Raw genomic sequence first — 24575 nt, forward strand, 5'->3', positions numbered from 1 at the left:
CGAAAATGTCCCCGTCTGATAACGCCCCCGCCCAAATCGTGCCGCAAATCGTCGACAGTCATTGCCACCTCGATTTTGCTGACTTCGATGCAGAACGCGCCGACGTGATTGGCCGCGCCGTTGATGCAGGTGTGTCGCGGATGGTCACGATCTGCACACGGCTGCGCCTTGAACCCCAGGTCCGCGCCATCGCACAAGACTTCGCACCAGTTTTCTACGCAGCCGGCACCCACCCGATGAGCGCGGCTGACGAACCGATGGCAACCGTGAACGAATTGATCGCACTGACAGCGCATCCAAAAATGGTCGGCATCGGCGAAAGCGGGTTGGATTATCACTACACAGCCGAAACAGCCGACGTGCAAAAACAATCCCTGCGCGTACACATTCAAGCGGCACAAGAAACCGGCCTGCCGCTGATCATCCACAACCGTGCGTCCGATGTTGATATGATCGACATCTTGGGCGCCACCTACAAACAAAAACCATTCACCTGCGTCATGCACTGCTTTTCGAGCAGCGCGGAACTGGCACGTGTGGCGATTGACCTTGGCTTTTATTTGTCGATGTCGGGCATCGCCGCGTTCCCAAAATCGCAAGAACTCCGCGATATTTTCGCCAGCGCACCCGTTGACCGCATTCTGGTCGAAACCGACAGCCCTTACCTTGCGCCACCGCCCCATCGCGGGCGTCGCAATGAACCAGCATACACAGCGCACACCGCCAAAGTCGGCGCCGAAGTTTTCGGGTTAAGCTACGAAGACTTCGCCGCCCAAACATCGGCCAATTTCGACCGCCTATTCGCCAAAGCAGCGGGGTGGAAACCATGACCATAGCCCTGCGCATCCTTGGCTGTGGATCATCGGGCGGCGTGCCGCGATTGGGCGGTCATTGGGGGGCCTGCGATCCGGCCAACCCCAAGAACAACCGCAAACGCTGCTCACTTTTGGTGACGCGAACAACGCCGTCCGGCGTGACCCGTGTTTTGATCGACACCTCCCCCGATCTACGCCAGCAATTGCTGGACGCGAATGTCGGCGAACTTGACGCGGTGATCTACACCCACGCCCACGCCGACCACGTGCACGGCCTCGATGATATTCGAATGATCGTCTACAACATGCGCCAACGGTTGCAGGTCTGGGCCGACGGCGACACAGGAAATCAACTGTTGGCACGCTTTGGCTATGCCTTTGTGCAGCCCAAAGGGTCAAATTACCCACCGATATGTGACCTCAACACGATTGACGGCGACGTGACGATTGACGGCGCGGGTGGCCCGATCACCTTCACCCCGTTTGAGGTCGAACATGGCAGCATCGACGCCTTGGGCTTTCGCATCAACAACGCCGCCTACCTGCCCGACGTGTCCGACATTCCCCATGATGTCTGGCCGCTGTTGGAAAACCTTGACCTGTGGATCGTCGATGCCCTGCGCCGTGATCCACACCCGACCCACGCACATCTGGCCAAGACGCTGGAATGGATCGACCTCGTTCAACCCAAACAGGCAGTTCTGACCAACATGCACATCGATCTGGACTACGCGACATTGGAGGCTGAAACGGCCGAAAATATCCAGCCAGCTTACGATGGCATGACCCTGACAATCGCCGACTAGCGCCATGTCAGATATCTTCACCATCGTCCTGCCAGTTTTCATCGTAATGGGGTTTGGCTACATCGCTGTATGGCGCGGATTATTTGCCGACAGCGCAGTCGACGGCTTGATGAAGTTCGCGCAAAATTTTGCTATTCCCTGTCTGCTGTTTCGCGCAATTTCGACGCTTGATCTGCAACAAAACTTCGACCTGCCACTTCTATTAAGTTTTTACAGCGGCGTCGTCGGGGCCTTTGCAGTCGGGCTGTTGGGGGCGCGTTTTCTGTTTAGACGCCCGTGGGAAGACTGCGTTGCAATCTCATTTTGCTGTTTGTTTTCAAATACTTTATTGCTGGGTTTGCCAATCACTGAACGCGCATATGGTGCGGATGCATTGCTTGGAAATTATACGATCATCGCGTTTCACGCACCTTTTGGCTACGCGCTCGGCATCACCGCAATGGAACTCGTGCGCGCCCAAGGAACACCGCTGCGCCATATTCCCGTGAAAGTCGGCAAGGCGATGTTTTCAAACGCATTGGTGCTGGGAATTGCGCTAGGGTTTGTCGTCAACCTGGGGAACATCCCGCTGCCCGTGGTCTTTACCGATGCGGTAGACCTAATGGTGCGCGCGGCACTGCCCGCAGCCTTGTTTGGTTTGGGCGGCGTGCTGTATCGCTATCGCCCCGAAGGTGACATGCGCACTATTTTGTTTGTCTGCGCGGTCTCGCTTGGTCTACATCCGGCGATTGTCTGGACGCTCGGCAGTGCAAATGATCTTTCGACAGATGCCTTCCGGTCTGCGGTCCTGACGGCATCCGTCGCACCGGGCATCAACGCCTATGTGTTTGCAAACATGTACGGCGTGGCCAAACGGGTGGCGGCATCGGCGGTGTTGGTTGGCACAGGGTTATCGATTGTGACAACCGCGCTCTGGCTTGGGGTTCTGCCATAGACGCTTCGTCACGTTGCCCGAAATGCTGCGCTCACTGTCTGAACCCAGCATCCTGACATGGGGTATCACCCTGCAAGCAGCGCACCCTGAACAGCCTCATCCCATCCTAGGTATAACGCGTCACCATCGCGGATCACCGGACGGGCCATCACCTTCGGCTTGGCCGCAATCTGCGCTTCGGCTTCGGAATTTTTCAGCCAGTCGTTAAGCGCGCGATAGTCGTTTGAACTGCGATCCACCAAGCGATCCCCAAACTCCACGATCAACTCTGCCAGTTCAGCCTCGTCCAGCGGATCGGCACGGATATCGCGAAAATCGACAACTTTGCCCGCAGATTCGAGGTCTTTGCGGGCGCGCTGGCAAACTGCGCAGGTGCTTAATCCATAGATAATCATGTCAAAATTCCCAATCCGATGATCCCGCACCTTTATGCATCAGCGCCCCCAACGCAACAGCCCCAAAGCAGCTGGCTAATCCAATTTAAAACCCAGACTGCGAATTTGATCGGTTCGACCTAGAATGCATCAATTTCAGGAACGCTCCCGAAGCGGGCTAGAAACGTTGGCATCCCAACCTCGCCGGATTCTTGATCTTCGATCACCATATAGGCGTCAGCACCGATACACGCGTCCGACTTGGATTCGCGTTCCGCGCGTTCTTGTGCGGGCGACGCTGACGTATACTGGAATTGTTTGCCGATCTGCATACTGGCCTGCCCGGCGCCTTTACCCGCCTTTGCAACGTATGTCTGGCAGATATAATGCATTTTCGGCGCGGTTTCACTGGAATCAGTCATATTCATCCCTCACTCTACAATTTAGAACAAAATAGGAACATTTATCAAACTTGGCAAGCCACTTTGGAGCGGCCGCAGTCCTAGGGCCAGAGTCTTAGGACCAGATGGTCACAATCTGCTTGGCTACAGATATGTCGGGTAGTCACTCACCAGCAGGTGGCTTGGTTTGGTGTCTTCTTCAATTGTCGAAAACCGCCCGATGTCCTCGCGAAAAATATTGTCGGTCTCGTCGTCGTTGACAGTGGAAACTTCCCCGATCAAAACATCACCGCCGTCCCCCCAAAAGGCGTGCCAATCACCCGGCATCAACGTCACGCTTTGACCCGGCTCAAGCATCAGTTTCGACCCTGGATCAAAAGGCGTCGCAATGCCATCACACATGACAGATCCACCACGGTCCTGCGCGAAATTTCCACTCTCATCAGAACCGTAGAGTTCGACCACCAGCGTCGCCCCGCCGCGATTGATGATGTCTTCTGCCTTGACAACATGGGTGTGCATCGGCGACAGTTGGTCCTGCTTGGAAATCAACAGCTTTTCCGCATAACACATGCCGCCGCCGCGTTGCAGATCGGCCAATCGACCATTGCGCAAGGTAAACAGAAATAACCCCATTTCGTCGTAACGACCCATACCATAGTCCGTGATGTCCCATCCGCAGCGCGCATCAATCAGGGCCTTGGCTTTGGCGGTATTGGCGACAAATTGATCGGCGGTCCAATAGGCAAAGGGCGGCAATCGAAACCCGAATGACTGAATCATGTCATCAGATTGCGCAATGATGTCGTTAATACGTGAGCGTTTCATGTGCTAAATTCCCTTTGCCGTAAGATTAATGTCTACTCGACATCGCACGCAGGCAAAATAAAAAAAATCTTAGTGCTGTGAAATTACACGTTAGGCATAAAGTCAGATGGTGCGGTCGAGTGGCCTCTTTATAATTTTATTGTTCAGCTAGTTAGGCCACATTGTGCGGAAAATATGTGTGATTAGTGAAGTGGCCCTGCTTTTCAGGACAGGTATGTGGCTTGGCTAAGATGCATCTGATTTATGTTCATGCCGCTTTTCGTATCTCCGCATGGCCAAAGTATGCGATGTCCGGTGTTCGCTTATCAAGGGCCGTGTGAGGGCGTTCTGAGTTGTAGAACCCAATCCATGTATCGATGATCCGTTTTGCTTGGAACCCATCGGTGATTTCATGCAAGTAAACGGCCTCCTGCTTCAGGGATCGCCACAGACGTTCGATGAAGATATTGTCGAGATAGCGGCCGCGTCCGTCCATTGATATTTTGATGTTGGCTTCGGTCAAAGTTGTGATCCAACCCGCGCCAGTGTATTGGCTGCCCTGGACGTGTTCATGATCTCTGGCTTGCCGTATCGGGCGATAGCCTCCTCCAGCGCCTCAACACAGAAGCTAGCATCCAGCGTATTTGAGAGCCGCCAAGTCAGCACTTTTCGCGTTGCCCAGTCCATGATCGCCACCAGATACAAAAAACCATTCTTGACGGGTATGTAGGTGATGTCGCTGCACCAGACCTGATTGGGTCGGGTGATTGCCAACTTTCTCAGCAGGTATGGATAAATGCGGTGCTGTGGGTGCTTCTTGCTGGTGTTCGGCCCCTTGTAGATGGCCTACAACCCCCTCTCAGCGATGCTTTGCATCGCCTGCCGGGCAAGGCATGATGTTCATCAGGCGACGAACACGATGCCGACCCGCAGAGAACCCTGACTGGGGCAAATAGGCTGCTATCTGTCGGCTGCCAAAGAATGGATATTTCGTAAATATCCGATCAATCTCATGCATCAGCTTAAGCGTCTCAGCATTCACCCCAACTGGTGTGTAATAGATCGACGAACGGCTGATCTTGAGCAGCTTACACTGGCGCGTCAGGCTCAGTTTTGTGTTCTCTTTGCGGACCATCTCGCGGCGTTTTGATGGGCTCACCCCGGTGAATTCGCTTTAGCGAAATAACCTGTCTTCAGCCCTTGTGACAAAAAAACGTTCTCCACCGCTAACTGACCAATCTTGGCGTGCAGCTCTTTAATCTCACCGGCCTTGTTCTGAGCCTTTTTGACCTTGTCGGTAAAAACCCCGGCCATGCCTTCGATCGCCTGTCGTTTCCATGTGCTCACCTGCGTTGGGTGGAGCTGCCGCTTGGCCGCAATCTCCTGAACCGTCTTGTCACCGCGCAGCGCCTCAAGCGCCACAGTAGCTTTAAAGTTGTCTGAAAAGTTCCGTCGCTTTGTCATCCTCGTATCCATTCGTTCGTGTTGGATACATCTTAGCACGCTGTCCAGTTTTGCCGGACCACTTCAATCGAATTTGGTGAACATCGTAGAACGCTTTTAGCCAGATTGAGAGCTGCTGGCGTCAAACCGTTTGCTCCACAAGGTGTGGATTTTGGCGCGCTTTACCTTCGCGACGACGTTGAGGTCGCCTTCCGCAAGGTTTGAGATCAGGCACATTGAGAGGGATTATGACCGTTGCATCCTCTCGGGGCTACGTACTGTCATTTGTAATATTGCTTATTTATAAGGCTTGAGTATCTGTCTTGATAAAGCCCCTTTTTTGACCCAATTTCGGTTTTCTTTGATGAGTATATTTGCAAGTTCTATGAGCTTGCGCATGAGCGTAGTAATCGCAACTTTTGGTGGTTTTCCTGCTTTCATCATGGCTTGGTATTTAGCCCTGAGGTCGGGGTTGAACCTCATGGCAACCAGTGCGGGCATGTAGAGGGCGTCCCTCACAACTCTCCTGCCACCGTGAATGAATGATTTTCCTCGCCATTGTCCAGATTGACGCGTCATGGGTGCTACACCAGTCAAGCTGGCGACCTGCTTTCGATCCATAGTTCCTATTTCTGGCATCTCGATCACAATGGTGGATGCACAAACCGCGCCAACGCCAGGAATCGAGAGCAGGATCTTCATTGAGCGCGCGAGCGTGTCGTCGGATTGAATAAGGCGGCCGATCTCACTGTTTATTTCAGCAATTTGTTTGTCAACTTGAGTTAGCCGCGCTTTGCCTTGACGGCAGGTGATGGGCAGCGTCTGGGTTTTCAATCGCGTTATAATGCGCGTTCTATCTTTGACCAAACCAGAACGGAATGCGCGCAATTCCTTCAAATCATGCTGCAATTTTCTCGCTGGAACATCCGGCTCAAGCGCAAATGCCATTCCCATCACCGCCAACATTTTTTGCGTCAACAGCGTCAGTTTTGGCCCGCACACCTTGTGCTTGGGCAAACCGGCGCGACTGCAAAGGATTCACCTTTACGAGTGGCAATACGGTTCCTAAAGCGCGTTCAAGCCCTTTGTGATAAGACCATGTTGCTTCGCAAACAACGCGTGTCACTACCGTCTCGGCGCAGAACCTGGCAAATTGCTTAAATCCTGCTGGGCAATTGCCAAACGACGCCATCTTCCCGTCGCTCAGCCGGGGAATGTCCAAAGTGGCTTTGGAAATGTCTACACCAATGGTATCATCCATCATCTTCATCATATCATACGTTTGTCCTAGAGGGCTACGTGCCGCTCTGTATCCGTTCAGGCCTTTGGCGAAGGTGGTGGCTGATCTTACTCCTTAACGGCCCTCAAAGACCAAGCATGCTACGATCCAACCACCACCACAGATCAGCATTTTAAAATGCTGATCTGTGGCTCTTGTTTCGCACAAAAGCTGGGACCTTCATAAGACAAGCATGCTATTGCTTTTTTTGCTCATGCTTTCCCTTTTTCTGACAGTCACTTAAAAGTTGGATGGTGAACCATGCGGGATTCGAACCTGCGACCTCTGCCTTCGGAGGGCAGCGCTCTATCCAGCTGAGCTAATGGTCCACTTTGGTCGCTATAGCGTCCCTTGCGTGGACGCGCAACGTTGATGTGCGCCCCCACGCGCAACGCCGATGTGCGCCTGCTACGCACACGGGGTCAGGCAAACAACCTATGGCACAATTCCAGCGCCTCGACCAAGGCATCGACATCCTCTTTGGTGTTGTACATTGCGAACGATGCCCGGCAGGTGGCGGTCTGGCCAAGATGGTCCATCAAGGGGCCCGTGCAATGTTGACCCGCGCGCACCGCAACGCCCTTTTTGTCCAGCACTGTTGAAATGTCATGGGCGTGGGCTGCACCTTCCAGCGTGAAGCTAAAGATCGCAGCCTTATCAGCGCTGGTGCCTTGCACGTTCAGCCAATTCAACCCTTCAAGCTTGTTGCGGGCATAATCGCGCAGCGTGCGTTCATGGGCGGCAATGTTGTCCATCCCCAACCCCATCATATACTCAAGCGCCACACCAAACCCGATGGTTTCCACAATGCCGGGCGTTCCAGCCTCAAATTTCATCGGCGCATCATTGTAGATCACCTCGGTCTTGTGGACCTCGCGGATCATATCGCCGCCCCCCATAAACGGGCGCATTTCAGCCATGCGTTCGGGGCGGACATAGATCGCGCCAGACCCTGATGGCCCGTATAGTTTATGACCTGTAATGGGGTAAAAATCGCAACCGATGTCTTCGACATTCACCGGCATATGCACCGCCGCCTGGGATCCATCAATCAGCGTCGCGACACCGCGTTCCCGCGCACCGTGGCAAATGGTTTTAACATCCACGACCGTGCCCAGGACGTTGGACAAATGCGTCACCGCGATCAACTTGGTGCGCGGCGTGATGGCATCCAACATCTTTTGTGGGTCCAGATCACCATTGGCATCGGTATCGACCCACACAAGTTTCACGCCCATGCGTGTCCGCAGGAAATGCCAGGGCACGATGTTGGCGTGGTGTTCCATGACCGACAGGATAATCTCATCCCCCTCGGTCATGACGTTCATCGCCCATGCGTAAGCCACCATATTGATGCCTTCGGTCGTGCCAGAATTCAGCACGATGGTGTTTCCATCCTGCGCACCAAGGAACTTGGCAACCGTAGCGCGCACGCCTTCATATTTCTCGGTTGCGACACTGCTAAGGTAGTGCAGCCCACGGTGCACATTGGCATATTCCTGCGAATAGGCCGTGTTGATCGCATCAATTACGCAGTTTGGCTTTTGCGCAGACGCACCAGAATCGAGGTACACCAACGGCTTGCCATTCACTTCACGCGACAGAATTGGAAAATCAGCGCGCACAGCGACCACATCAAAGCTCATTTCAATACTCCTACGGGTCCGATGCCCAGCACCGAAACAACTAAAAACGCCAATATGACCAAGGCCACGAACGACAGCGCAATCACGCCCGTCGATGTTCCCAAACTATTGAAACTGTGTCCAATATTGACCGCGTGACCCAAGCCACGAAAGAAGACATAGAGCCCGAAAACCAAAAGGCCAAACCCAAGCAACGGCATAAACAACAACGCCAAAGTCTGCGCCAGCAAGATCACCATCATCACCAACTGCAAAACTGCCGTCACAGCCATGATATCGGCCAGACCGCCCTGCCCGCCCATGCGTTTTCCAACCTGAAATATCGCAAATCCGAGCGCCAGTCCGGTGCCAACGGCATAGATGCCTTGGGCCAGCGGCCCGCTGCGGTCAAACATTACCGTCTGCCCGTCCGCCAGTAGGAATTCCACTGGCGGCGCGCCGCTCAGATAGTCCAGAATTCCTGACGACAAGCCAGACACGATACCCGCGAGCGCGATCATCATCATCGACACCCCAAGCGGCAATTTCGCCGCCTTCACCAGCGCTGACGCCGTCGCAGGTGCGCGCACTGTCAGTTTCGTCCATTCCCAAAGGCTTGTCAGTGTCAGGTCCATCAGATTTTTTTACTCGTCTCAATAAGGCCGTTGATCCAGAACCAGATCAACGCGGCCAGCCAAAGGGCGCCAACCAACGCGGTTCCGGGATGGTCCAGCCCGTTAAAGCCAACCAAAAGTCCATAAAACAACGCCAATGGCGTCGCCGCAAGCCAGCCCCAGAACACCGCAAGACGGGCACCATATACTGTCGCTGCGGGGCGCAGCAATCGCGTCACCCCGTATAGGATGAACGCGATAGCGTAAAACAGCAGTGGTGCGATGAACAGCAATGAAAAGAACGCATAGACAGTATCCCGCTGAAAATCCGTGCCCGTCTCAACCGCCATGCGTTGCAACGCTGGCAGCCGCGACAGGAACACCAAAAAGCAACCGATCATCAGCCACATGATCGCCCGATCCTCGCGCGGACCCATCGCATATAGCGCGCGCGTTACACGACGCGGGGCGCGGTACATGCGCATGATATCACGACTAACTGGCATCAGTGACCGTGACGCGCCAGCCAAGCCTCAAGACGTTCAAAGATGCCCTCGGCCAGCGTGGGATTTTCGATTTCGTCCAAGGCTTCAGCCAAAAACGCGAGAACAAGCAAGTCCGTCGCCTCGGCCTTCGGCACACCGCGCGACTGCAAATAAAACAACGAGTCCTCGTCGATCGCACCCGTGGTTGATCCGTGCGAACACGCGACATCATCAGCGTAAATCTCAAGCTCCGGCTTGGCGAGGAATTGACTGTCATCATCCAGCAAAAGCGCTTGACTGATCTGATAGCCATCGGTCTTTTGCGCGCCGTTTTTCACAAGGATTTTGCCTTGGAACACGCCCGTCGCACCGTTGCGCAGCACCTTTTTGAACACCTGACGGCTTTCGCAATTCAACGAATCATGGGTGATAAACACGGTGTCATCTTGATGGAAATCTTTACCATCACCGACGCAAGCACCCGCAACATGGGCCATGGCATTGTCGCCCGTTAATTCAATCACACATTCGTTGCGGGTTAGCACCCCGTTCATCGTCAGCGTAAACGATTTGAACGTGCTCTCATGGCCAAGGCGCGTGAAAATTCCAGTCACAGCGCGGCGATCGTGATCGCGTCCCTGCACACGAACGTGGTGGAACGTCGCCTTATCCGCGATCTCGACTTCCATGACTTTGTTAAGTCGCGCCGCCCCCGGTCCAGTTTCCAAAAGGGTCATTTCCGCGCCATTTTCGATCTTAATGCAGTGGTGCAAGATCACATCGGAACTCTCTGAATTATGGAGATAAATCAGGTTCACAGGCTTGCTCAATTTGCCCGTCACATGGATTAGCACACCATCCGTTGCAAACGCCGTGTTCAGCGCAGCCAAGGGGCGATCAACCGCGTCTTGACCACCGATTTCCAACACACCATACAGATCTTTCGCCCAATGGATGTCCTTGTCCGCGGCGTCCGACAGGCGTTCGATCGCCAGCCCTTCACCGGACAAATCATCAGATGCATCCGCATCGAAAACGCCATCCACAAAGACGATCTTTAGGCGATCAACGTCGGCCCATATCGCACCTTCATCGCTGTGAAACAGCGCCGCTTTCGGCGCATCAGGCTGCACAAAGGTATCGGGTTTGGTGAATTTCCAATACTCGTCACGCCCATGTGGCAGGCCCATCGCCTTCACCCGGTTCACCGCAGCTGTACGCGCCTCGGTGATCCAAGCCGCGCCATCGGGCAGATCAAACTGCGCAAGCCGCACATCGGTTGCGTCCTGCTTCACTTGCATTATTTTTTCTGGCAGTGCCATTAGGCCACCTCTGCGAGGATGTCGCCGTAGCCGTTGTGTTCGATTTCAAGCGCCAGCTCAGGTCCGCCAGTTTTGACGATGCGACCATCGGACATGATGTGCACGACGTCGGGTTTGATATGATCCAGAAGCCGTTGATAATGCGTGATAACCAAAAATCCACGGCCCTCACTGCGCAGCGCATTCACGCCCTCAGCGACCAGTTTCATCGCATCTACATCAAGGCCAGAATCGGTTTCATCCAAGATGCACATCTTTGGTTCCAGCATCGCCATTTGCAGGATCTCGTTGCGCTTCTTTTCGCCGCCCGAAAAGCCTACATTGACCGGACGCTTCAGCATTTCAGCATCAATCTTCAGCGACTTCGCCTTTTCGCGGATCACCTTAAGGAATTCACCCGCAGACATTTCATCCTCACCGCGCGCTTTGCGCTGCGCGTTCACGGCGGTGCGCAGGAACGTCATGTTGCCAACACCGGGGATTTCAACGGGGTACTGAAACGCCAGGAACAAACCAGCTGCGGCGCGTTCCTCAGCTTCCATATCCAACAGTTCTTCGCCTTCAAGCGTGGCGGAGCCTTGCGTGACTTCATAGCCGCCCTTGCCGGACAAGACATAAGACAGCGTCGATTTTCCGGATCCGTTCGGCCCCATAATTGCGTGTACAGAACCTGGCTCAACTGTCAGGTTCACACCCTTCAGAATCTGCTTGTCTTCTTCTTCAAGTTTGACGTGTAGGTCTTTGATTATAAGCATTTTAGTCTCTTTCCATAGCAGAACAGAGGACCCGCGAAACCGCGGTCCTCTGCATAAGATTAATCGTAAATTTCGGTATCAGGTCAGCAGTAAAGCGCTCGCCATCGTGTCGACGATCCACCACTGCGGATAAAAGTGGGCGTAGACTGCGGGCGCCAGCACCACCAGATCGCCCTCGAACAACATCGCGCCCACGAAACCTGCCATTTGCAATGGCGCGGTTTGCTTTGATCGCAGGCGCAGCACGAACATCGCGACGATGCTGATCACCATCGCAAGGCTGAGAGCGGTTGGAACAGAACCAATGATCGACGCGCCGTCCACACCCTTTCGCGCGGCGAACGCCAGCGCGGTATCCAGATAGGTAAAGTCGATCCAACGGGCCGCAATCACGCTCACGGCACCGGCAACCAACGCCAGAAGAAACATGAACGGGTTGACACGTTTGTGCGTCGATCGCGCCGCTATTTTGTGGCCTGACTTGCGCAAAAAGCTGCGCTCGTCGCCCGCACTCGCAAGGCCCTGTCCCGGAACAGTCCAAGACGTGGTTTTGCCAGACTTGATCTTGTCCATCCGCTGCGCAAATGTCGTCGAACTGACTGCCATTGTGATCAATCCTTGCTTGACTAAACGATAGCGATAACAGCCCTGCTGAGCCGAAATAGGGCAACGCGCGGGCAGCACGGTGGCAAAAAGGTTCAAACATCGACATCCGCGCCCCTTATTCCACAAGGTCTTGCGCGGGTTGATCCGCCAAGACATCCGCTGGCAATCGCCGGTAATACTGACGTGTGGCAGTGCGTGGCACGGCCTCGCATGTCTTCAACGCTTCGAGGCAATACGCACATAAATCATAACTTTGCACGACGACATCGGCCGCCAGTGCAGACGCCTTGAGCTGGTACGTACTCAACCCTTTACCAAGATAAGTGGCAGCCGACGCGCAGAACTTAAACACGGATGACAAGCTGCCAACATGATGGACATAAAACGCGGCAGGGCAAAGCTTACCAACCGCGTAGGGGTACACCGACAGATTCTCACCGGCGGCAGTTTTTAATTCCTCAAACGCTATGAACTCGGGTTCAAACCCGTGCAAATGCGCGACACCGCAATCCAACCGCGGCCTATAGACAGGCACCTCTCTGGTAATCCGCGCGCCGATATCCGCGATCTGAAGCGGTTGTTCACATGCCAGAATTTCGATCAGCCATTTGGCTCGTGCGGTTGCATTATTAGGGGCCATTACGCAGCCACCTGTTGTTTGAGACCAGTCGGGAAGCTCGCATACAAAGCCTCCTGCGCTTGCGCAATCCCGTCGGCGTAGCCCAGCGCGCCCGTTGCTGCCGTGCGTGCAACCTGTGCAATATCGCTCGGCTCAATCGGATTTCCCATCGCGCGGCCAATGCCAGCGGCGTAGTCATGAAATTTCAACATCGCACTGCCGTGGATACCAAGCGGGTCAAGCCATGTGTTGGGAATACCGAACGCGTCCGCAGTGACCAACCCATGCAAAGACTGACTGATAACATGGCTGCACCCTGCGATTTGGGCGACAACTTTGTGGGCATCTGGATCACGCACATCGATCAGCTTGATGCGCGGATTATCGGCGGCTATTTTGATAAACCGTGGGTCATCGGCGAAATGCATATGCGGTACCAACCCGACGACGTCTTCGCGATCAGGTCGCTCCCCGAGTGCGTCGGCAATCAACATCCCTGCATCGCCAAACACACGGTCATCGCGCTGTAGCAGCGCCGCCGTGATCGGCCCACGCAGCAACGCCACACGCACGTTTTTCAGGAACTTAAGGTCCGCCAACCCTGACATCGCCCCCGCCCCCCATATGAACGGCTTGCGGCCCTTTTCACGCGGGACACCCTGATGGTTGCACACCGTTTTAATCAAAGAACCCAGCGCATACATTTCACATCTGTGATGCGCCGACCACGTCACGTCACGCCCCGACACATGGGACACAATCGTGCGACTGATCGCATCGCCAAAGTTCTGTTCCTTCTTGTACCAGAACAGACGCAGGGGGGCTGAGTAGGTCATTAGCGCAGCGCCAAACGCGCGACGTCTGTCGGTCTGATCTCGCGACAGCTCATCCCAAATCGCCCTTACCAGTGCTTTTCAAGGCGTTCGCAAAATCAGCGCCGTTTTGGGCTTTCTGCGCCTCGGCTTCTTCAAGTGCCGCTACATTCCGGCGCAGTTCAGCGGCCCGCATAATCAGACGGGCCGCAATCCAGCCAATTCCAGCGCCGAGAACCGACCACACGAACGGTGGCCCGCCCGCGATTGGCGCGACCGCGAGGCGGCCAACAATGGCCCCCAAAAAGGCACAGCCAATTCTGATCACATCATGGCGCACGCCGGGTGTCATCCAACTGAGCCTTCAAGCGAAATCGCCACCAATGCCTGTGCTTCCATCGCAAATTCCATCGGCAGTGCTTGCAGCACTTCCTTGCAGAACCCGTTAACGACCAAGGCCACTGCCTCTTCTTCGTCCATCCCGCGTGATCGGCAATAGAACAACTGATCGTCGTCCACTTTGCTGGTCGTCGCTTCATGCTCAACACGCGACGAGTTATTCTTCACCTCGATGTAGGGCACCGTGTGCGCACCGCATTTGTCACCGATCAACAGCGAATCGCACTGCGTATAATTCCGGCTTTCTTTCGCCTTGGGGTGCATCGACACCAGACCACGATACGTGTTCTGTGCCTTGCCTGCTGAAATCCCCTTGGACACGATGCGCGACTTGGTGCGCTTACCAAGATGGACCATCTTTGTGCCAGTGTCGGCCTGCTGCATGTTGTTGGCAATGGCGATCGAATAAAATTCGCCTTGGCTGTCATCGCCGCGCAGGATGCAACTTGGGTATTTCCATGTCACCGCAGACCCTGTCTCGACTTGGGTCCACATCACCTTGGATCGATCTCCACGGCAATCGGCGCGCTTGGTCACAAAGTTATAGATCCCGCCAACGCCGTTCTCATCCCCGGGGAACCAGTTCTGCACGGTGGAATACTTGATCTCGGCGTCGTCCATCAAGATCAGCTCAACGCAAGCCGCGTGAAGCTGCGCGATGTCACGCTTTGGTGCTGTGCAGCCCTCAAGGTAGGACACAGACGATCCCTCGTCCGCGATAATCAGCGTGCGTTCAAATTGGCCGGTATTTTCAGCGTTGATGCGGAAATAGGTCGACAATTCCATCGGGCATTTGGTGCCTTTCGGGATGTACACAAACGATCCGTCAGAAAACACTGCCGCGTTTAGGCAGGCATAATAGTTGTCCGTCGCCGGAATCACGGTGCCAAGATATTTGCGCACCAGTTCAGGATGGTCCTTGATCGCCTCGGAAATCGAACAAAAGATCACGCCAGCCTTTGCCAGCTCGTCCTTGAACGTCGTCCCCAAGGATACGCTGTCAAACACCGCATCGACGGCGACCTTGCGCGGGGCGTCTGTCAGATCCTCAGCACCCTCAACTCCCGCAAGGATCATCTGTTCCTTAAGCGGGATACCCAGCTTTTCGTAAGTCGCCAGCAATTTCGGATCAACCTCATCCAACGACTTCGGCTTTACTTCCATGCTCTTCGGTCGCGCGTAGTAATACTGGTCCTGAAAATCGATCTTTGGATAATCAACCATCGCCCAATCAGGCTCTTGCATGGTCAACCAGCGCGCATAGGCAGCCAGACGCCAGTCCAACATCCACTGTGGCTCTTCGTTCTTTTCAGAAATTAGCCGCACGATGTCCTCGGACAGACCCAAGGGCGCATATTCCATCTCAATGTCGGTATTCCAGCCGTGCTTATACGTACCAGACAGCGCCTGAACCGCATCCACCGTGTCCTGATCAACACCGTCTTTTACGTCACTGGCTTTTACGTCACCGGCCTTGACCGCTACATGATCCATAACATCCATCTGCTTCATCCTTGTCTCAGGCCGACCGTTTCCGGTGGCGTTCTAGTTTATCTGTCCAGACATCCACAAACCGCGTAACGTCTTCCTCGGCACTCTCTGGCCCCAGCGACACGCGTATGGCGCTCGCTGCGTCGTCTGGTCCGTATCCCATGGCCATCAACACACGGCTGGCCTTCACTTTACCGCTGGAACAGGCTGATCCGGCGGAAATTGCGAACCCCGCAAGGTCCATCGCCATCACCTGCGTTTCACCCTTCCAACCTGGTGTCAGCAAGCAAGATGTGTTTGCGATCCTTGCTGTGTCTTTCCCAACTAAAATAGTCTCCTTTGACGCAACCTCAACCCCAGTTTCTAGAATAATTCTAAGTTTCTCAACATGGTCCCAAACACCGCGGTCCAGATCGCGCATCGCTGCGTCAATCGCGGCGCCCATACCAGCGATCCCGATGATGTTCTCCGTGCCGGAACGGCGGCCCATTTCCTGGCCTCCCCCCACGCTCAGCGCTTCAATATCAACGTTGTCGCGCACGATAAGCACGCCAACCCCCTTGGGTCCGCCAAATTTATGGCCGGACAACACGGCGAAATCTGCACCCGACCACGAAAACGCGAACGGTATACGGCCCACAGCCTGCGTGACATCCAGCATCAGCCAATCAGCGCGGGCATTGCCCAAGGGCCACTTGCCATCGACCTTTTCTGGTGCAGGCGTGATTACCCCTGTCTCGCCATTTGCCAAACCCATCGCCAGTGTGTGCCCACCATTGGGGGACCCACCTGATCCAGACATCCGAACATGCGCCCAAAGCGCGTCATGGGATGCCGCGTCAACCAACACATCCGCGCCAGCCGTCAGCCGCCCCAACATCGACGCCGCTTCAGTCGCACCACTGGTAAACACCACCTCTGCGCGATTGCAGCCAACAGCCGCCGCGACCTGTGCACGGGCGCGTTCAACAATTGCTTTGGTCGCGCGCCCCTCGCCGTGCACCGATGACGGATTACCAACGACATCCATCGCCGCAATCATCGCGTCGCGCGCCTCAACCCGCAGCGGGGCAGTTGCGTTATGATCCAAATACACCCGCATCACAGATCACCCCTCATGCGCATCTTTGTTTCAAAATTATCCCGGGGGGAGTCCGCAGAACGGGGGGCTGGCCCGCCTGTTTGCGCATGGTCGGCGTCACGCCAAAGGCGCGCTTCAGACATGAACACTCTCTTCGTCCACAACCTCAAACAAGGATGGCACCGCAGGACACGGCACCAACCCATTGCTCACCACGTCAGTTAACCGCGTCTGGTGCAGGTACACATAAACATGCGCGCTTAACCCCTCCCACAACCGGTTGGTCATCGACTGCGCCCGCGACCCCGACGATCCACCAGACACGCCGGCCCCTTGGTGCATCGCGCTCACCGTCTCATCAACGGCCGCCAATATTTCGACAACTCTTATATCTGATGCTCCCTTCGCCAGTCGATACCCGCCACCCGGTCCACGCACGCTTTCAACAAGTCCAGCGCGGCGCAGCTTTACGAACAACTGCTCCAGATAGGGCAACGACAAGCCTTGACGACGCGACAATTCCCCAAGGCTGACCAGCGTCTCAGCGGGCTGCAACGCGATATCGGCCAGTGCGACCATCGCATAACGGCCTTTTGTGCTTAATTTCATCGGATTTCCCCCTCGCGGTGCAGCGCTTGGGCGTTGACGCGGCCCCATCACCCTATTAACTCAAACACATCGCGTGGGATCACAAAGGTCCCATACACTGTTTAGAATCTTTCTAAGGTGCCTGAGCGTTTTCGTCAAGATTAGCGCGACCCAAAGCACCCAAAAAAGCAAACACCAGACAACGAACGGACAAAAATGCCCGAAGTCATCTTCCCCGGACCCGAAGGCCGCCTTGAAGGCCGCTACCACCCGCAAAAACAAAGAGATGCGCCAATTGCCATTGTGCTGCATCCGCACCCGCAGTTCGGCGGCACGATGAACAACAAGGTGGTCTATAACCTGCACTACGCCTTTTATCAGATGGGCTTTACGGTATTGCGGTTCAACTTTCGCGGTGTTGGCCGCTCTCAGGGTGAATACGATCAAGGCATCGGTGAATTGTCCGATGCGGCCTCCGCACTCGATTACTTGCAATCGATGAACAACAATTCCAAACATTGCTGGGTCGCTGGTTTCTCGTTTGGCGCCTGGATCGGCATGCAACTGCTTATGCGTCGCCCCGAAATCACCGGCTTCATCTCTGTGTCGCCGCCCGCCAACATGTATGACTTCAGCTTCTTGGCCCCTTGCCCAAGCTCCGGTCTGGTCATCAACGGTGCGGCTGACCGCGTGGCCCCGCCGGCAGACACAGTGACCTTGGTCAACAAACTGCACGAACAAAAAGGCATCACAGTCACCCACGAAGAAACCCCCGGCGCGGGCCACTTCTTTGAAGAACCGCACATGGATCCGATGATTGATACTGTGCAAAACTACGTGCGCCGTCGCATGACCGAAACAACCCGTTGATGGCTAATAAAACATGGCGTTAACCGAAGACATGGCCGACGAAATTGCGCAGCTCGCCCTCGCGGATGAGCTGCGCACAGGCGACGAAGACATCATTCAAAAAGTCGCAGAGATCCTCGGCTCGTCCAGCCAAACCCTGCAAGAAGCGTTCCTGACGTCGATCCGCGTGCGCCGCGCCGAAAAACGCGCCCGCGACATGCTGGCGGAACGCGCCGCGAAAGACTGATCCATGCAGACCGCCGATCACGTCCTGATCCCTTTGCTAACCGGCTCCTTTGCGCTGGCGCAGGTGGCACGGATCGAAGGCGACAGATTACTGCTGTATCTCACCGGAACCCAAACACCGCGCAGCGCGACACCCATCCCGCTGATCGACGCACAGATCATCGCAGCTTTGTGCCTTGATGTGGCGATGCTTCCTACCGACCATTGGTCCGTGATCGGCTATGAGGCGGTGCCGCGGATCGCGCCGTTTTATGACAAGCCACTGATATTTAGTGACCCAGTCGACCCCGCCATCCTAGAAGCCTTCGCCAACGCGATCCACGGGCTTTACCCATGGGACGGCTTTCCAGATGCAGCACTGTTCACCTACATGCTGCGGACACCATCGGTCCTACCGACTGGGGCCCGCATGACTGCTGATTTTCCAAAACCAGAAAGCCCCTAATGCCAGTACTTCAGACAGCCAATCGCATAGCCGCACAATTGGCTTTTCTGATCGAAACAGACAAACTCAAATCCATCACCCGCGCCAATGTGCTGGCCGATGGGTCCCGCTTTGAAAACACGGCAGAACATTCATGGCATGTCTGCCTTTGGGCGCTGGTGTTTGCGGACCAGTCCGGCGGCGCCAATATTCCCCGCGTAATCCAGATGCTGCTGCTTCATGATATCGTGGAAATTGATGCGGGCGATCATCCGATCCACCTGCCGCATGACCCCGACGTGATCGCCGCAAAAGAATCCACTGCCGCGACCCGCATTTTTGGCCTGTTGCCCCCTGACCAAGCCATCGCGTACCGCCAGCTCTGGGAAGAATTTGAGATCGGCAAAACCACCGACGCGCAGTACGCAAAGATGATCGACAAAGCCGCGCCGATGTTTTTAGAACTGTCCAATCCGGTGCAGACCCAGAACGAACACGACATCCTGCGCTCTATCCTCGAAACAGGGCGCTTTGGCGATCTACATGACGACTGGCCAGAGCTTTATGAACACGCATCAAACCTGTTGAACAAACGCCGCCTGACGCCGATGGAACCGATGGCGTCGCGGTTGCGGTTCGTGATGGAAGCTGACCAGCTAAAATCTGTTCTGCGCGGCACGACGCTGTGTGACGGATCGCGGCGCGAAAATTCTGGCGAACATTCTTGGCATATTATGCTCTGGGCGATGACGCTGGCTGAACATACCGCCGCGCCTGCGCGCATGGACAATGTGCTGCTGATGCTGCTGCTCCATGATATTGTCGAAATCGACGCTGGCGATAACCCGATTCACGGTGATTTTGATGTCGCGGCTGTCGAAGCCCAAGAACAAGCTGCCGCAACCCGTCTGTTCGGTATGCTGCCTGATTTTCAAGAAAACGAATTTCGCACGATTTGGCAAACCTTTGAGTCCGCCGCAACGCCAGACGCGATTTTCGCCAAAGCCGTGGATCGCGCACAGCCGCTGATCTGCAACCTGCAATCGGGCGGTGGATCATGGCGGGTCTACAACGTCACCCGCGCCCAGATCGACAGTCGCGTCGGGGTCAAAGTCCAGCGCGGCGCACCCGCACTCTGGGCCGCCCTCGCGCCACAAATCGACGCGTGGTTCGCGACCAACACGTAAACCTTCTTACTTTCTACGTCGTCTTGGTTTCAAAAATATCCCCGCCGAAAACTCCGCTGCCGCAGGCGATCCATCAAACCCGCTGCGGGCGATCCGCAAAAGTGTGCATACAACTTGTGTACAGCCTGTGTACGCCGCGTGTATGCCTGTCACAGCACCATAGTTACACACCTCCAAAACCCGTATACAACGGCATACAGGGGTTTTCACCAGCGCGAACATGCGCTATCGCATCGCCAATTCCGCACCCAGCATAAGGACATCCACCGATGGATAAGATCAAAGTAGCCAACCCGATCGTCGAAATGGACGGCGATGAAATGACCCGCATCATCTGGGCCTTCATCAAAGAAAAACTGATCCTGCCCTACCTCGACATTGATCTGTTGTACTACGATCTTGGCATGGAAAGCCGCGATGCAACGAACGACCAGATAACCATCGATGCCGCTGAAAAGACTAAAGAAGTTGGCGTCGCGGTGAAATGCGCGACGATCACACCGGACGAAGCCCGCGTAGAAGAATTCGGCCTCAAGAAGATGTGGCGTTCGCCCAACGGTACGATCCGCAACATCCTTGGCGGCGTTGTGTTTCGTGAACCGATCATCTGTTCCAACGTGCCGCGCCTTGTGCCCGGCTGGACCCAGCCCATCGTCATTGGCCGCCACGCCTACGGCGACCAATACCGCGCCACGGACATGAAATTCCCCGGCCCCGGTAAATTGTCGATGAAATGGGTCGGTGAAGACGGTCAGGTCATGGAAGAAGAAGTCTTCAACGCCCCGGCATCTGGCGTCTACATGGCGATGTACAACCTTGATAAGTCTATCGAAGATTTTGCCCGCGCGTCTTTTGAATACGGCCTCAAACGCAACTACCCGGTATACTTATCGACCAAAAATACGATCCTGAAACAGTATGACGGCCAATTCCTGCTGATTTTCCAGCGCATCTTTGACGCGGAATACGCTGAACAATTCGCCAAAGCAGGCCTTACCTACGAACACCGTCTGATCGACGACATGGTAGCATCGGCAATGAAATGGTCCGGCGGCTATGTCTGGGCTTGTAAAAACTACGATGGCGATGTGCAGTCGGATACGGTTGCCCAAGGGTTCGGTTCGCTCGGCCTAATGACGTCCCAGTTAATGACGCCCGACGGCAAAATCGTCGAAGCCGAAGCAGCACACGGCACTGTGACGCGCCACTACCGCCAGCACCAAAAGGGCGAAGCGACGTCTACCAACTCGATTGCGTCGATCTTTGCGTGGACCGGCGGGTTGCGTCACCGTGCCAAGCTGGACGATAATACGGCACTGATGACATTCGCTGAAACGCTTGAAAAAGTCATCGTTGATACAGTTGAATCCGGATCTATGACCAAGGACCTCGCGCTTCTTGTTGGTCCAGATCAGCAATGGCTGACAACCGAGGGTTTCCTTGAGAAGATCAACGAAAACCTGAGCGCCGCATTGAACTAACGTTCAAACACACGACATAAATTCAAAGGGCTGCTCGGATGATATACATCGTGGGTGGCCCTTTTTTCTGGACGTGAACCGGGCCGCCACATACCCCTGCGCCATGTTAGATACAGATCGCATCCCCCCGAAAAACCGCCCCCGCCGCCACAGCTTCGTTGAAGACGCGCAGGGCCTTTTGACGGGCACCACCATGGCAGCTACGGGCCTCGTCATCTTGACGCATCTTGGCTTGGTCACAGGACAGACAGCGGGGCTGGCATTGTTGTTGTCCTATGCAACGGGCTTTTCATTCGCGCTGATGTTTTTTGTCGTGAACCTGCCGTTCTACTGGCTGGGCTACAAACGCATCGGTCCCCGATTTGTGTTCAAAACTGTAATCGCAGTTATCCTCGTGTCGGCATTCTCGATCTGGTTTCCAGATCTTATCAGCTTTGAAACCCTCAACCCCGTCTATGGCGTGGCGTTGTTTGGCGTTCTCACAGGTGCTGGTTTGCTGGCGATCTTTCGCCATGGCGCATCCTTGGGCGGCGTTGGTATCCTTGCGATTTATATTCAAGAAGCCACAGGTTTTCGTGCAGGATTTACGCAGCTGCTTTTTGACGTTTGCATCTTTGCCGCCGCGTTCTTCATTCTCGACACGCGCGCAGTTCTGCTGTCGATGCTGGGCGCGTTCATCGTCAATATGATCATCACATTCAATCACCGCAAAGACTGGTACGTTGCGACCTAATAATTGCCCCCCGCAGAAAAGCACAAACATGCCCGCACATTTCATCACCCTTATCGTCGCCGTTATCTTTGAAACCATCGGAACCACGGCCCTGCAAGCCAGCCAACAGTTCACCAAACTGGGGCCGTCTGTCATCGTCGTGATCGCCTATTCCATCGCGTTTTACCTCTTGGCCCTGACGTTAAAATCCATGCCCGTTGGCATCATGTATGCGATCTGGTCAGGATCGGGCATTGTGTTGATCGCGCTGATTGGCTGGGTGGTGTTTCGCCAAACGCTGGACTGGCCCGCCATCCTTGGCATGACGTTGATTCTTGTGGGGATTATCATCATCCAGCTGTTCTCAAAATCGGCGACCCACTAACCCTGCGCCGATTTTGGTCAATACCCCCTATCCTTTCTAGCTAAGGCGCGGTATTGCCCGCGCAACATCTTCTGCGGGACGCATTTGCGCCCGCTTTTATGCTTTCTTAAGGACTTCCAATGGACATGCGTAACATCGCTATTATCGCCCACGTTGACCACGGCAAGACCACACTTGTGGACGAACTGTTGAAGCAATCAGGCACCTACCGCGACAACCAAGCCACGACCGAACGGGCGATGGATTCCAACGATCTGGAACGCGAACGCGGCATCACGATTCTTGCCAAGGCCACATCCGTGGAGTGGAGAGGCCTGCGCATCAATATCGTCGACACACCTGGTCACGCCGACTTTGGCGGTGAAGTGGAACGCATTCTGTCCATGGTTGACGGTGTTGTCCTGCTGGTTGACGCGGCCGAAGGCCCAATGCCACAGACAAAATTTGTGACCTCCAAGGCGCTTGCCCTTGGCCTGCGCCCCATCGTTGTGCTCAACAAGGTCGATAAGCCCGACGCCGAGCCTGATCGCGCGTTGGATGAATGTTTTGATCTGTTTGCCAATCTGGACGCCACCGAAGAACAGCTTGATTTCCCGCATCTTTATGCCTCCGGTCGGTCCGGTTGGTGTGATGCCGAACTTGATGGTCCACGTGAAAACCTGGATGCCTTGTTCGACATGGTCGTTAAGCACGTTCCGGCCCCTGCACAAATTGCTGCGCGCGACGAACCCTTTCGCATGCTTGCCACCACGCTCAGCGCTGATCCCTTTATCGGCCGTATCCTGACGGGCCGTGTCGAATCTGGCACCTTGAAAGCTGGCGAGACCGTCAAAGCGCTCCATGCGGATGGTGCGCTGATCGAAACCTTCCGCTGTACAAAAATCCTCGCGTTTCGTGGGCTTGGTCAGCAACCGATTGAACTGGCAGAAGCGGGTGATATCGTTACGCTGGCCGGTATGACAAAGGCGACCGTGGCCGACAGCATCGTCGCCATTTCAGTGACCGAGGCCCTGCCCGCGCAGCCGATTGACCCGCCAACCATCACTGTCACCTTCGGCATCAACGACAGCCCGCTTGCGGGACGTGACGGCAAAAAGGTTCAGTCGCGGGTCATTCGCGAACGCCTGATGAAAGAAGCCGAATCAAACGTTGCAATCAAAATCACCGACACGCCGGGCGGTGAAGCGTTCGAAGTTGCGGGTCGCGGCGAATTGCAGATGGGCGTTTTGATCGAAAACATGCGCCGCGAAGGGTTCGAATTGTCGGTCTCCCGTCCGCAGGTTTTGTTCCAATCGATTGATGGCAAACGTTGCGAACCTATCGAAGAAGTCACAATCGACGTGGATGACGAATATTCCGGCGCCGTGATTGAAAAAATGACCGGCACCCGCAAAGGTGAGCTGGTTGAGATGAAGCAGAACAGCGGTAAGACGCGTATCGTGGCCCATGTGCCATCGCGCGGCTTGATCGGCTATCACGGCGAATTCCTGACCGACACGCGCGGCACGGGTGTGATGAACCGCGTGTTCCACGAATGGGCACCGCACAAAGGCCCGATTCCAGGCCGTCGCGCTGGCGTTCTGATCTCAATGGAAAACGGCACATCCGTGTCCTACGCGTTGTGGAAGCTGGAAGATCGCGGCAAGTTCTTCATCGGCGCACAAGAAGCCGTCTATCAGGGCATGATTATTGGTGAACACGCCCGTGAAAACGACCTTGAAGTGAACCCGCTGAAGGGCAAGCAACTGACCAACGTTCGCGCATCCGGCACCGACGAAGCCGTGCGTCTTACAACTCCGGTCACTCTGACCCTGGAACAGGCGATTGCCTACATCGACGATGACGAGCTTGTAGAAGTCACGCCGCTGGTTGTGCGCATGCGCAAGCGTCACCTTGACCCGATTGAACGTAAGCGGAATGCCAAAAAGAACTAAGATTCTGATTTAGAGACTAAAAAAGGCCCTCGCTTCTATGTGAAGCGAGGGCCTTTTTGTTTGGGGAATAGTAGAAAAATGGGGCGCCTCCCCCAGTTCGC

The 24575-nt window shown here is 55.1% G+C and carries 28 protein-coding genes, 1 tRNA gene and 1 pseudogene; 11 read left to right on the forward strand and 19 right to left on the reverse strand.

The window, feature by feature from the left end:
• The first annotated feature begins 5 nt into the window (after positions 1-5).
• Genes OAN307_RS17935 through OAN307_RS17945 form a run of 3 tightly spaced genes read left to right on the forward strand, consistent with a single transcriptional unit; the run spans position 6 to position 2555 of the window.
• Entirely contained in the window at positions 6-830 is an 825-nt protein-coding gene (locus OAN307_RS17935; protein WP_015500999.1) for a TatD family hydrolase, read from the forward strand.
• The gene (locus OAN307_RS17940; protein WP_015501000.1) at positions 827-1621 is read left to right on the forward strand and encodes an MBL fold metallo-hydrolase; all 795 of its coding nucleotides are present in this window, start codon (positions 827-829) and stop codon (positions 1619-1621) included. Before OAN307_RS17935 ends, OAN307_RS17940 begins: the two co-directional genes overlap by 4 nt.
• A gap of 4 nt (positions 1622-1625) precedes the next feature.
• Entirely contained in the window at positions 1626-2555 is a 930-nt protein-coding gene (locus OAN307_RS17945; RefSeq protein ID WP_015501001.1) for an AEC family transporter, read from the forward strand.
• Between the two features lie 65 nt (positions 2556-2620).
• Here the strand turns inward: OAN307_RS17945 and OAN307_RS17950 are convergent, their stop codons facing one another.
• The 19 genes and pseudogenes from OAN307_RS17950 to iscR form a co-directional block, all read right to left on the reverse strand.
• Entirely contained in the window at positions 2621-2950 is a 330-nt protein-coding gene (locus OAN307_RS17950) for an arsenate reductase family protein (protein ID WP_015501002.1), read from the reverse strand.
• Positions 2951-3069: 119 nt separating this feature from the next.
• Positions 3070-3351: a hypothetical protein gene (locus OAN307_RS17955; protein ID WP_044044943.1), complete on the reverse strand. Its 282-nt coding sequence runs from the start codon at positions 3349-3351 to the stop codon at positions 3070-3072.
• 123 nt (positions 3352-3474) lie between these two features.
• A complete protein-coding gene (locus tag OAN307_RS17960; protein WP_015501004.1) occupies positions 3475-4158 on the reverse strand; it encodes a D-lyxose/D-mannose family sugar isomerase in 684 nt (227 codons plus the stop codon).
• Positions 4159-4405: 247 nt separating this feature from the next.
• Positions 4406-5601: pseudogene (locus OAN307_RS28345) on the reverse strand (IS3 family transposase).
• Positions 5602-5877: 276 nt separating this feature from the next.
• Positions 5878-6597 carry a transposase gene (locus OAN307_RS17975; protein WP_408634915.1) on the reverse strand — a complete coding sequence of 240 codons (720 nt, stop codon included), beginning with the start codon at positions 6595-6597 and terminating at the stop codon, positions 5878-5880.
• Positions 6512-6853: an IS110 family transposase gene (locus OAN307_RS31410; protein ID WP_408634916.1), complete on the reverse strand. Its 342-nt coding sequence runs from the start codon at positions 6851-6853 to the stop codon at positions 6512-6514. The genes OAN307_RS17975 and OAN307_RS31410 overlap by 86 nt, the downstream gene beginning before the upstream one ends.
• A gap of 258 nt (positions 6854-7111) precedes the next feature.
• A tRNA-Arg gene (locus OAN307_RS17980) sits at positions 7112-7188 on the reverse strand.
• 93 nt (positions 7189-7281) lie between these two features.
• A complete protein-coding gene (locus OAN307_RS17985) occupies positions 7282-8505 on the reverse strand; it encodes a cysteine desulfurase (protein ID WP_015501006.1) in 1224 nt (407 codons plus the stop codon).
• A complete protein-coding gene (locus OAN307_RS17990; protein WP_015501007.1) occupies positions 8502-9119 on the reverse strand; it encodes a YIP1 family protein in 618 nt (205 codons plus the stop codon). Before OAN307_RS17990 ends, OAN307_RS17985 begins: the two co-directional genes overlap by 4 nt.
• On the reverse strand, positions 9119-9604 hold the full coding sequence (locus tag OAN307_RS17995) for a hypothetical protein (RefSeq protein WP_044043986.1): 486 nt from the start codon (positions 9602-9604) through the stop codon (positions 9119-9121). Before OAN307_RS17995 ends, OAN307_RS17990 begins: the two co-directional genes overlap by 1 nt.
• Positions 9604-10905, reverse strand: a complete 1302-nt coding sequence (sufD, locus tag OAN307_RS18000) for a Fe-S cluster assembly protein SufD (RefSeq protein WP_015501009.1) — start codon at positions 10903-10905, stop codon at positions 9604-9606. Before sufD ends, OAN307_RS17995 begins: the two co-directional genes overlap by 1 nt.
• The gene (sufC, locus tag OAN307_RS18005; RefSeq protein WP_015501010.1) at positions 10905-11660 is read right to left on the reverse strand and encodes a Fe-S cluster assembly ATPase SufC; all 756 of its coding nucleotides are present in this window, start codon (positions 11658-11660) and stop codon (positions 10905-10907) included. The genes sufD and sufC overlap by 1 nt, the downstream gene beginning before the upstream one ends.
• A 78-nt stretch (positions 11661-11738) precedes the next feature.
• Positions 11739-12266 (reverse strand): hypothetical protein, encoded by a 528-nt coding sequence (locus OAN307_RS18010; protein WP_015501011.1) that lies wholly within the window; start codon positions 12264-12266, stop codon positions 11739-11741.
• Positions 12267-12381: 115 nt separating this feature from the next.
• Positions 12382-12906: a hypothetical protein gene (locus OAN307_RS18015; protein WP_015501012.1), complete on the reverse strand. Its 525-nt coding sequence runs from the start codon at positions 12904-12906 to the stop codon at positions 12382-12384.
• Positions 12906-13721 (reverse strand): polysaccharide pyruvyl transferase family protein, encoded by an 816-nt coding sequence (locus OAN307_RS18020; protein WP_015501013.1) that lies wholly within the window; start codon positions 13719-13721, stop codon positions 12906-12908. Before OAN307_RS18020 ends, OAN307_RS18015 begins: the two co-directional genes overlap by 1 nt.
• Before the next feature lie 49 nt (positions 13722-13770).
• Positions 13771-14049, reverse strand: coding sequence for a hypothetical protein (locus OAN307_RS18025; protein WP_015501014.1), 279 nt, complete (start codon positions 14047-14049; stop codon positions 13771-13773).
• Positions 14046-15599 carry a Fe-S cluster assembly protein SufB gene (gene sufB, locus OAN307_RS18030; protein ID WP_015501015.1) on the reverse strand — a complete coding sequence of 518 codons (1554 nt, stop codon included), beginning with the start codon at positions 15597-15599 and terminating at the stop codon, positions 14046-14048. The genes OAN307_RS18025 and sufB overlap by 4 nt, the downstream gene beginning before the upstream one ends.
• A gap of 16 nt (positions 15600-15615) precedes the next feature.
• A complete protein-coding gene (locus OAN307_RS18035) occupies positions 15616-16692 on the reverse strand; it encodes a cysteine desulfurase family protein (RefSeq protein ID WP_015501016.1) in 1077 nt (358 codons plus the stop codon).
• A 111-nt stretch (positions 16693-16803) separates the two neighbouring features.
• Positions 16804-17277 (reverse strand): Fe-S cluster assembly transcriptional regulator IscR, encoded by a 474-nt coding sequence (gene iscR, locus OAN307_RS18040; RefSeq protein WP_015501017.1) that lies wholly within the window; start codon positions 17275-17277, stop codon positions 16804-16806.
• A 195-nt stretch (positions 17278-17472) separates the two neighbouring features.
• Between iscR and OAN307_RS18045 the strand changes: the two genes are divergently transcribed.
• From OAN307_RS18045 to typA, 8 genes are all read left to right on the forward strand, one after another.
• Positions 17473-18126 (forward strand): alpha/beta hydrolase, encoded by a 654-nt coding sequence (locus OAN307_RS18045; RefSeq protein WP_015501018.1) that lies wholly within the window; start codon positions 17473-17475, stop codon positions 18124-18126.
• Between the two features lie 13 nt (positions 18127-18139).
• Positions 18140-18352, forward strand: a complete 213-nt coding sequence (locus tag OAN307_RS18050; protein WP_015501019.1) for a hypothetical protein — start codon at positions 18140-18142, stop codon at positions 18350-18352.
• Positions 18353-18355: 3 nt separating this feature from the next.
• Positions 18356-18796, forward strand: coding sequence for a hypothetical protein (locus OAN307_RS18055; RefSeq protein ID WP_015501020.1), 441 nt, complete (start codon positions 18356-18358; stop codon positions 18794-18796).
• Positions 18796-19962: an HD domain-containing protein gene (locus OAN307_RS18060; RefSeq protein ID WP_015501021.1), complete on the forward strand. Its 1167-nt coding sequence runs from the start codon at positions 18796-18798 to the stop codon at positions 19960-19962. Before OAN307_RS18055 ends, OAN307_RS18060 begins: the two co-directional genes overlap by 1 nt.
• Positions 19963-20231: 269 nt before the next feature.
• Positions 20232-21443, forward strand: coding sequence for an NADP-dependent isocitrate dehydrogenase (locus tag OAN307_RS18065; protein ID WP_015501022.1), 1212 nt, complete (start codon positions 20232-20234; stop codon positions 21441-21443).
• 103 nt (positions 21444-21546) lie between these two features.
• Positions 21547-22176, forward strand: coding sequence for a YitT family protein (locus OAN307_RS18070; protein WP_051068126.1), 630 nt, complete (start codon positions 21547-21549; stop codon positions 22174-22176).
• 28 nt (positions 22177-22204) lie between these two features.
• Positions 22205-22540, forward strand: coding sequence for a DMT family transporter (locus tag OAN307_RS18075; protein ID WP_015501024.1), 336 nt, complete (start codon positions 22205-22207; stop codon positions 22538-22540).
• Positions 22541-22659: 119 nt separating this feature from the next.
• Positions 22660-24474 carry a translational GTPase TypA gene (gene typA / locus OAN307_RS18080; RefSeq protein WP_015501025.1) on the forward strand — a complete coding sequence of 605 codons (1815 nt, stop codon included), beginning with the start codon at positions 22660-22662 and terminating at the stop codon, positions 24472-24474.
• The last annotated feature ends 101 nt before the right edge of the window (positions 24475-24575 follow it).

Origin of the sequence: Octadecabacter antarcticus 307 (genome assembly GCF_000155675.2) — a bacterium.
GTDB classification, from domain to species: Bacteria; Pseudomonadota; Alphaproteobacteria; order Rhodobacterales; family Rhodobacteraceae; genus Octadecabacter; species Octadecabacter antarcticus.

Bases quoted from the DNA above. Each gene is read 5' to 3' on its own strand.
- OAN307_RS17935 (WP_015500999.1), top strand. From the start codon at position 6: ATGTCCCCGTCTGATAACGCCCCCGCCCAAATCGTGCCGCAAATCGTC.
- OAN307_RS17940 (WP_015501000.1), top strand. From the start codon at position 827: ATGACCATAGCCCTGCGCATCCTTGGCTGTGGATCATCGGGCGGCGTG.
- OAN307_RS17945 (WP_015501001.1), top strand. From the start codon at position 1,626: ATGTCAGATATCTTCACCATCGTCCTGCCAGTTTTCATCGTAATGGGG.
- OAN307_RS17950 (WP_015501002.1), bottom strand. From the start codon at position 2,950: ATGATTATCTATGGATTAAGCACCTGCGCAGTTTGCCAGCGCGCCCGC.
- OAN307_RS17955 (WP_044044943.1), bottom strand. From the start codon at position 3,351: ATGACTGATTCCAGTGAAACCGCGCCGAAAATGCATTATATCTGCCAG.
- OAN307_RS17960 (WP_015501004.1), bottom strand. From the start codon at position 4,158: ATGAAACGCTCACGTATTAACGACATCATTGCGCAATCTGATGACATG.
- OAN307_RS31410 (WP_408634916.1), bottom strand. From the start codon at position 6,853: ATGATGAAGATGATGGATGATACCATTGGTGTAGACATTTCCAAAGCC.
- OAN307_RS17985 (WP_015501006.1), bottom strand. From the start codon at position 8,505: ATGAGCTTTGATGTGGTCGCTGTGCGCGCTGATTTTCCAATTCTGTCG.
- OAN307_RS17990 (WP_015501007.1), bottom strand. From the start codon at position 9,119: ATGGACCTGACACTGACAAGCCTTTGGGAATGGACGAAACTGACAGTG.
- OAN307_RS17995 (WP_044043986.1), bottom strand. From the start codon at position 9,604: ATGCCAGTTAGTCGTGATATCATGCGCATGTACCGCGCCCCGCGTCGT.
- sufD (WP_015501009.1), bottom strand. From the start codon at position 10,905: ATGGCACTGCCAGAAAAAATAATGCAAGTGAAGCAGGACGCAACCGAT.
- sufC (WP_015501010.1), bottom strand. From the start codon at position 11,660: ATGCTTATAATCAAAGACCTACACGTCAAACTTGAAGAAGAAGACAAG.
- OAN307_RS18010 (WP_015501011.1), bottom strand. From the start codon at position 12,266: ATGGCAGTCAGTTCGACGACATTTGCGCAGCGGATGGACAAGATCAAG.
- OAN307_RS18015 (WP_015501012.1), bottom strand. From the start codon at position 12,906: ATGGCCCCTAATAATGCAACCGCACGAGCCAAATGGCTGATCGAAATT.
- OAN307_RS18020 (WP_015501013.1), bottom strand. From the start codon at position 13,721: ATGACCTACTCAGCCCCCCTGCGTCTGTTCTGGTACAAGAAGGAACAG.
- OAN307_RS18025 (WP_015501014.1), bottom strand. From the start codon at position 14,049: ATGACACCCGGCGTGCGCCATGATGTGATCAGAATTGGCTGTGCCTTT.
- sufB (WP_015501015.1), bottom strand. From the start codon at position 15,599: ATGGATGTTATGGATCATGTAGCGGTCAAGGCCGGTGACGTAAAAGCC.
- iscR (WP_015501017.1), bottom strand. From the start codon at position 17,277: ATGAAATTAAGCACAAAAGGCCGTTATGCGATGGTCGCACTGGCCGAT.
- OAN307_RS18045 (WP_015501018.1), top strand. From the start codon at position 17,473: ATGCCCGAAGTCATCTTCCCCGGACCCGAAGGCCGCCTTGAAGGCCGC.
- OAN307_RS18050 (WP_015501019.1), top strand. From the start codon at position 18,140: ATGGCGTTAACCGAAGACATGGCCGACGAAATTGCGCAGCTCGCCCTC.
- OAN307_RS18055 (WP_015501020.1), top strand. From the start codon at position 18,356: ATGCAGACCGCCGATCACGTCCTGATCCCTTTGCTAACCGGCTCCTTT.
- OAN307_RS18060 (WP_015501021.1), top strand. From the start codon at position 18,796: ATGCCAGTACTTCAGACAGCCAATCGCATAGCCGCACAATTGGCTTTT.
- OAN307_RS18065 (WP_015501022.1), top strand. From the start codon at position 20,232: ATGGATAAGATCAAAGTAGCCAACCCGATCGTCGAAATGGACGGCGAT.
- OAN307_RS18070 (WP_051068126.1), top strand. From the start codon at position 21,547: ATGTTAGATACAGATCGCATCCCCCCGAAAAACCGCCCCCGCCGCCAC.
- OAN307_RS18075 (WP_015501024.1), top strand. From the start codon at position 22,205: ATGCCCGCACATTTCATCACCCTTATCGTCGCCGTTATCTTTGAAACC.
- typA (WP_015501025.1), top strand. From the start codon at position 22,660: ATGGACATGCGTAACATCGCTATTATCGCCCACGTTGACCACGGCAAG.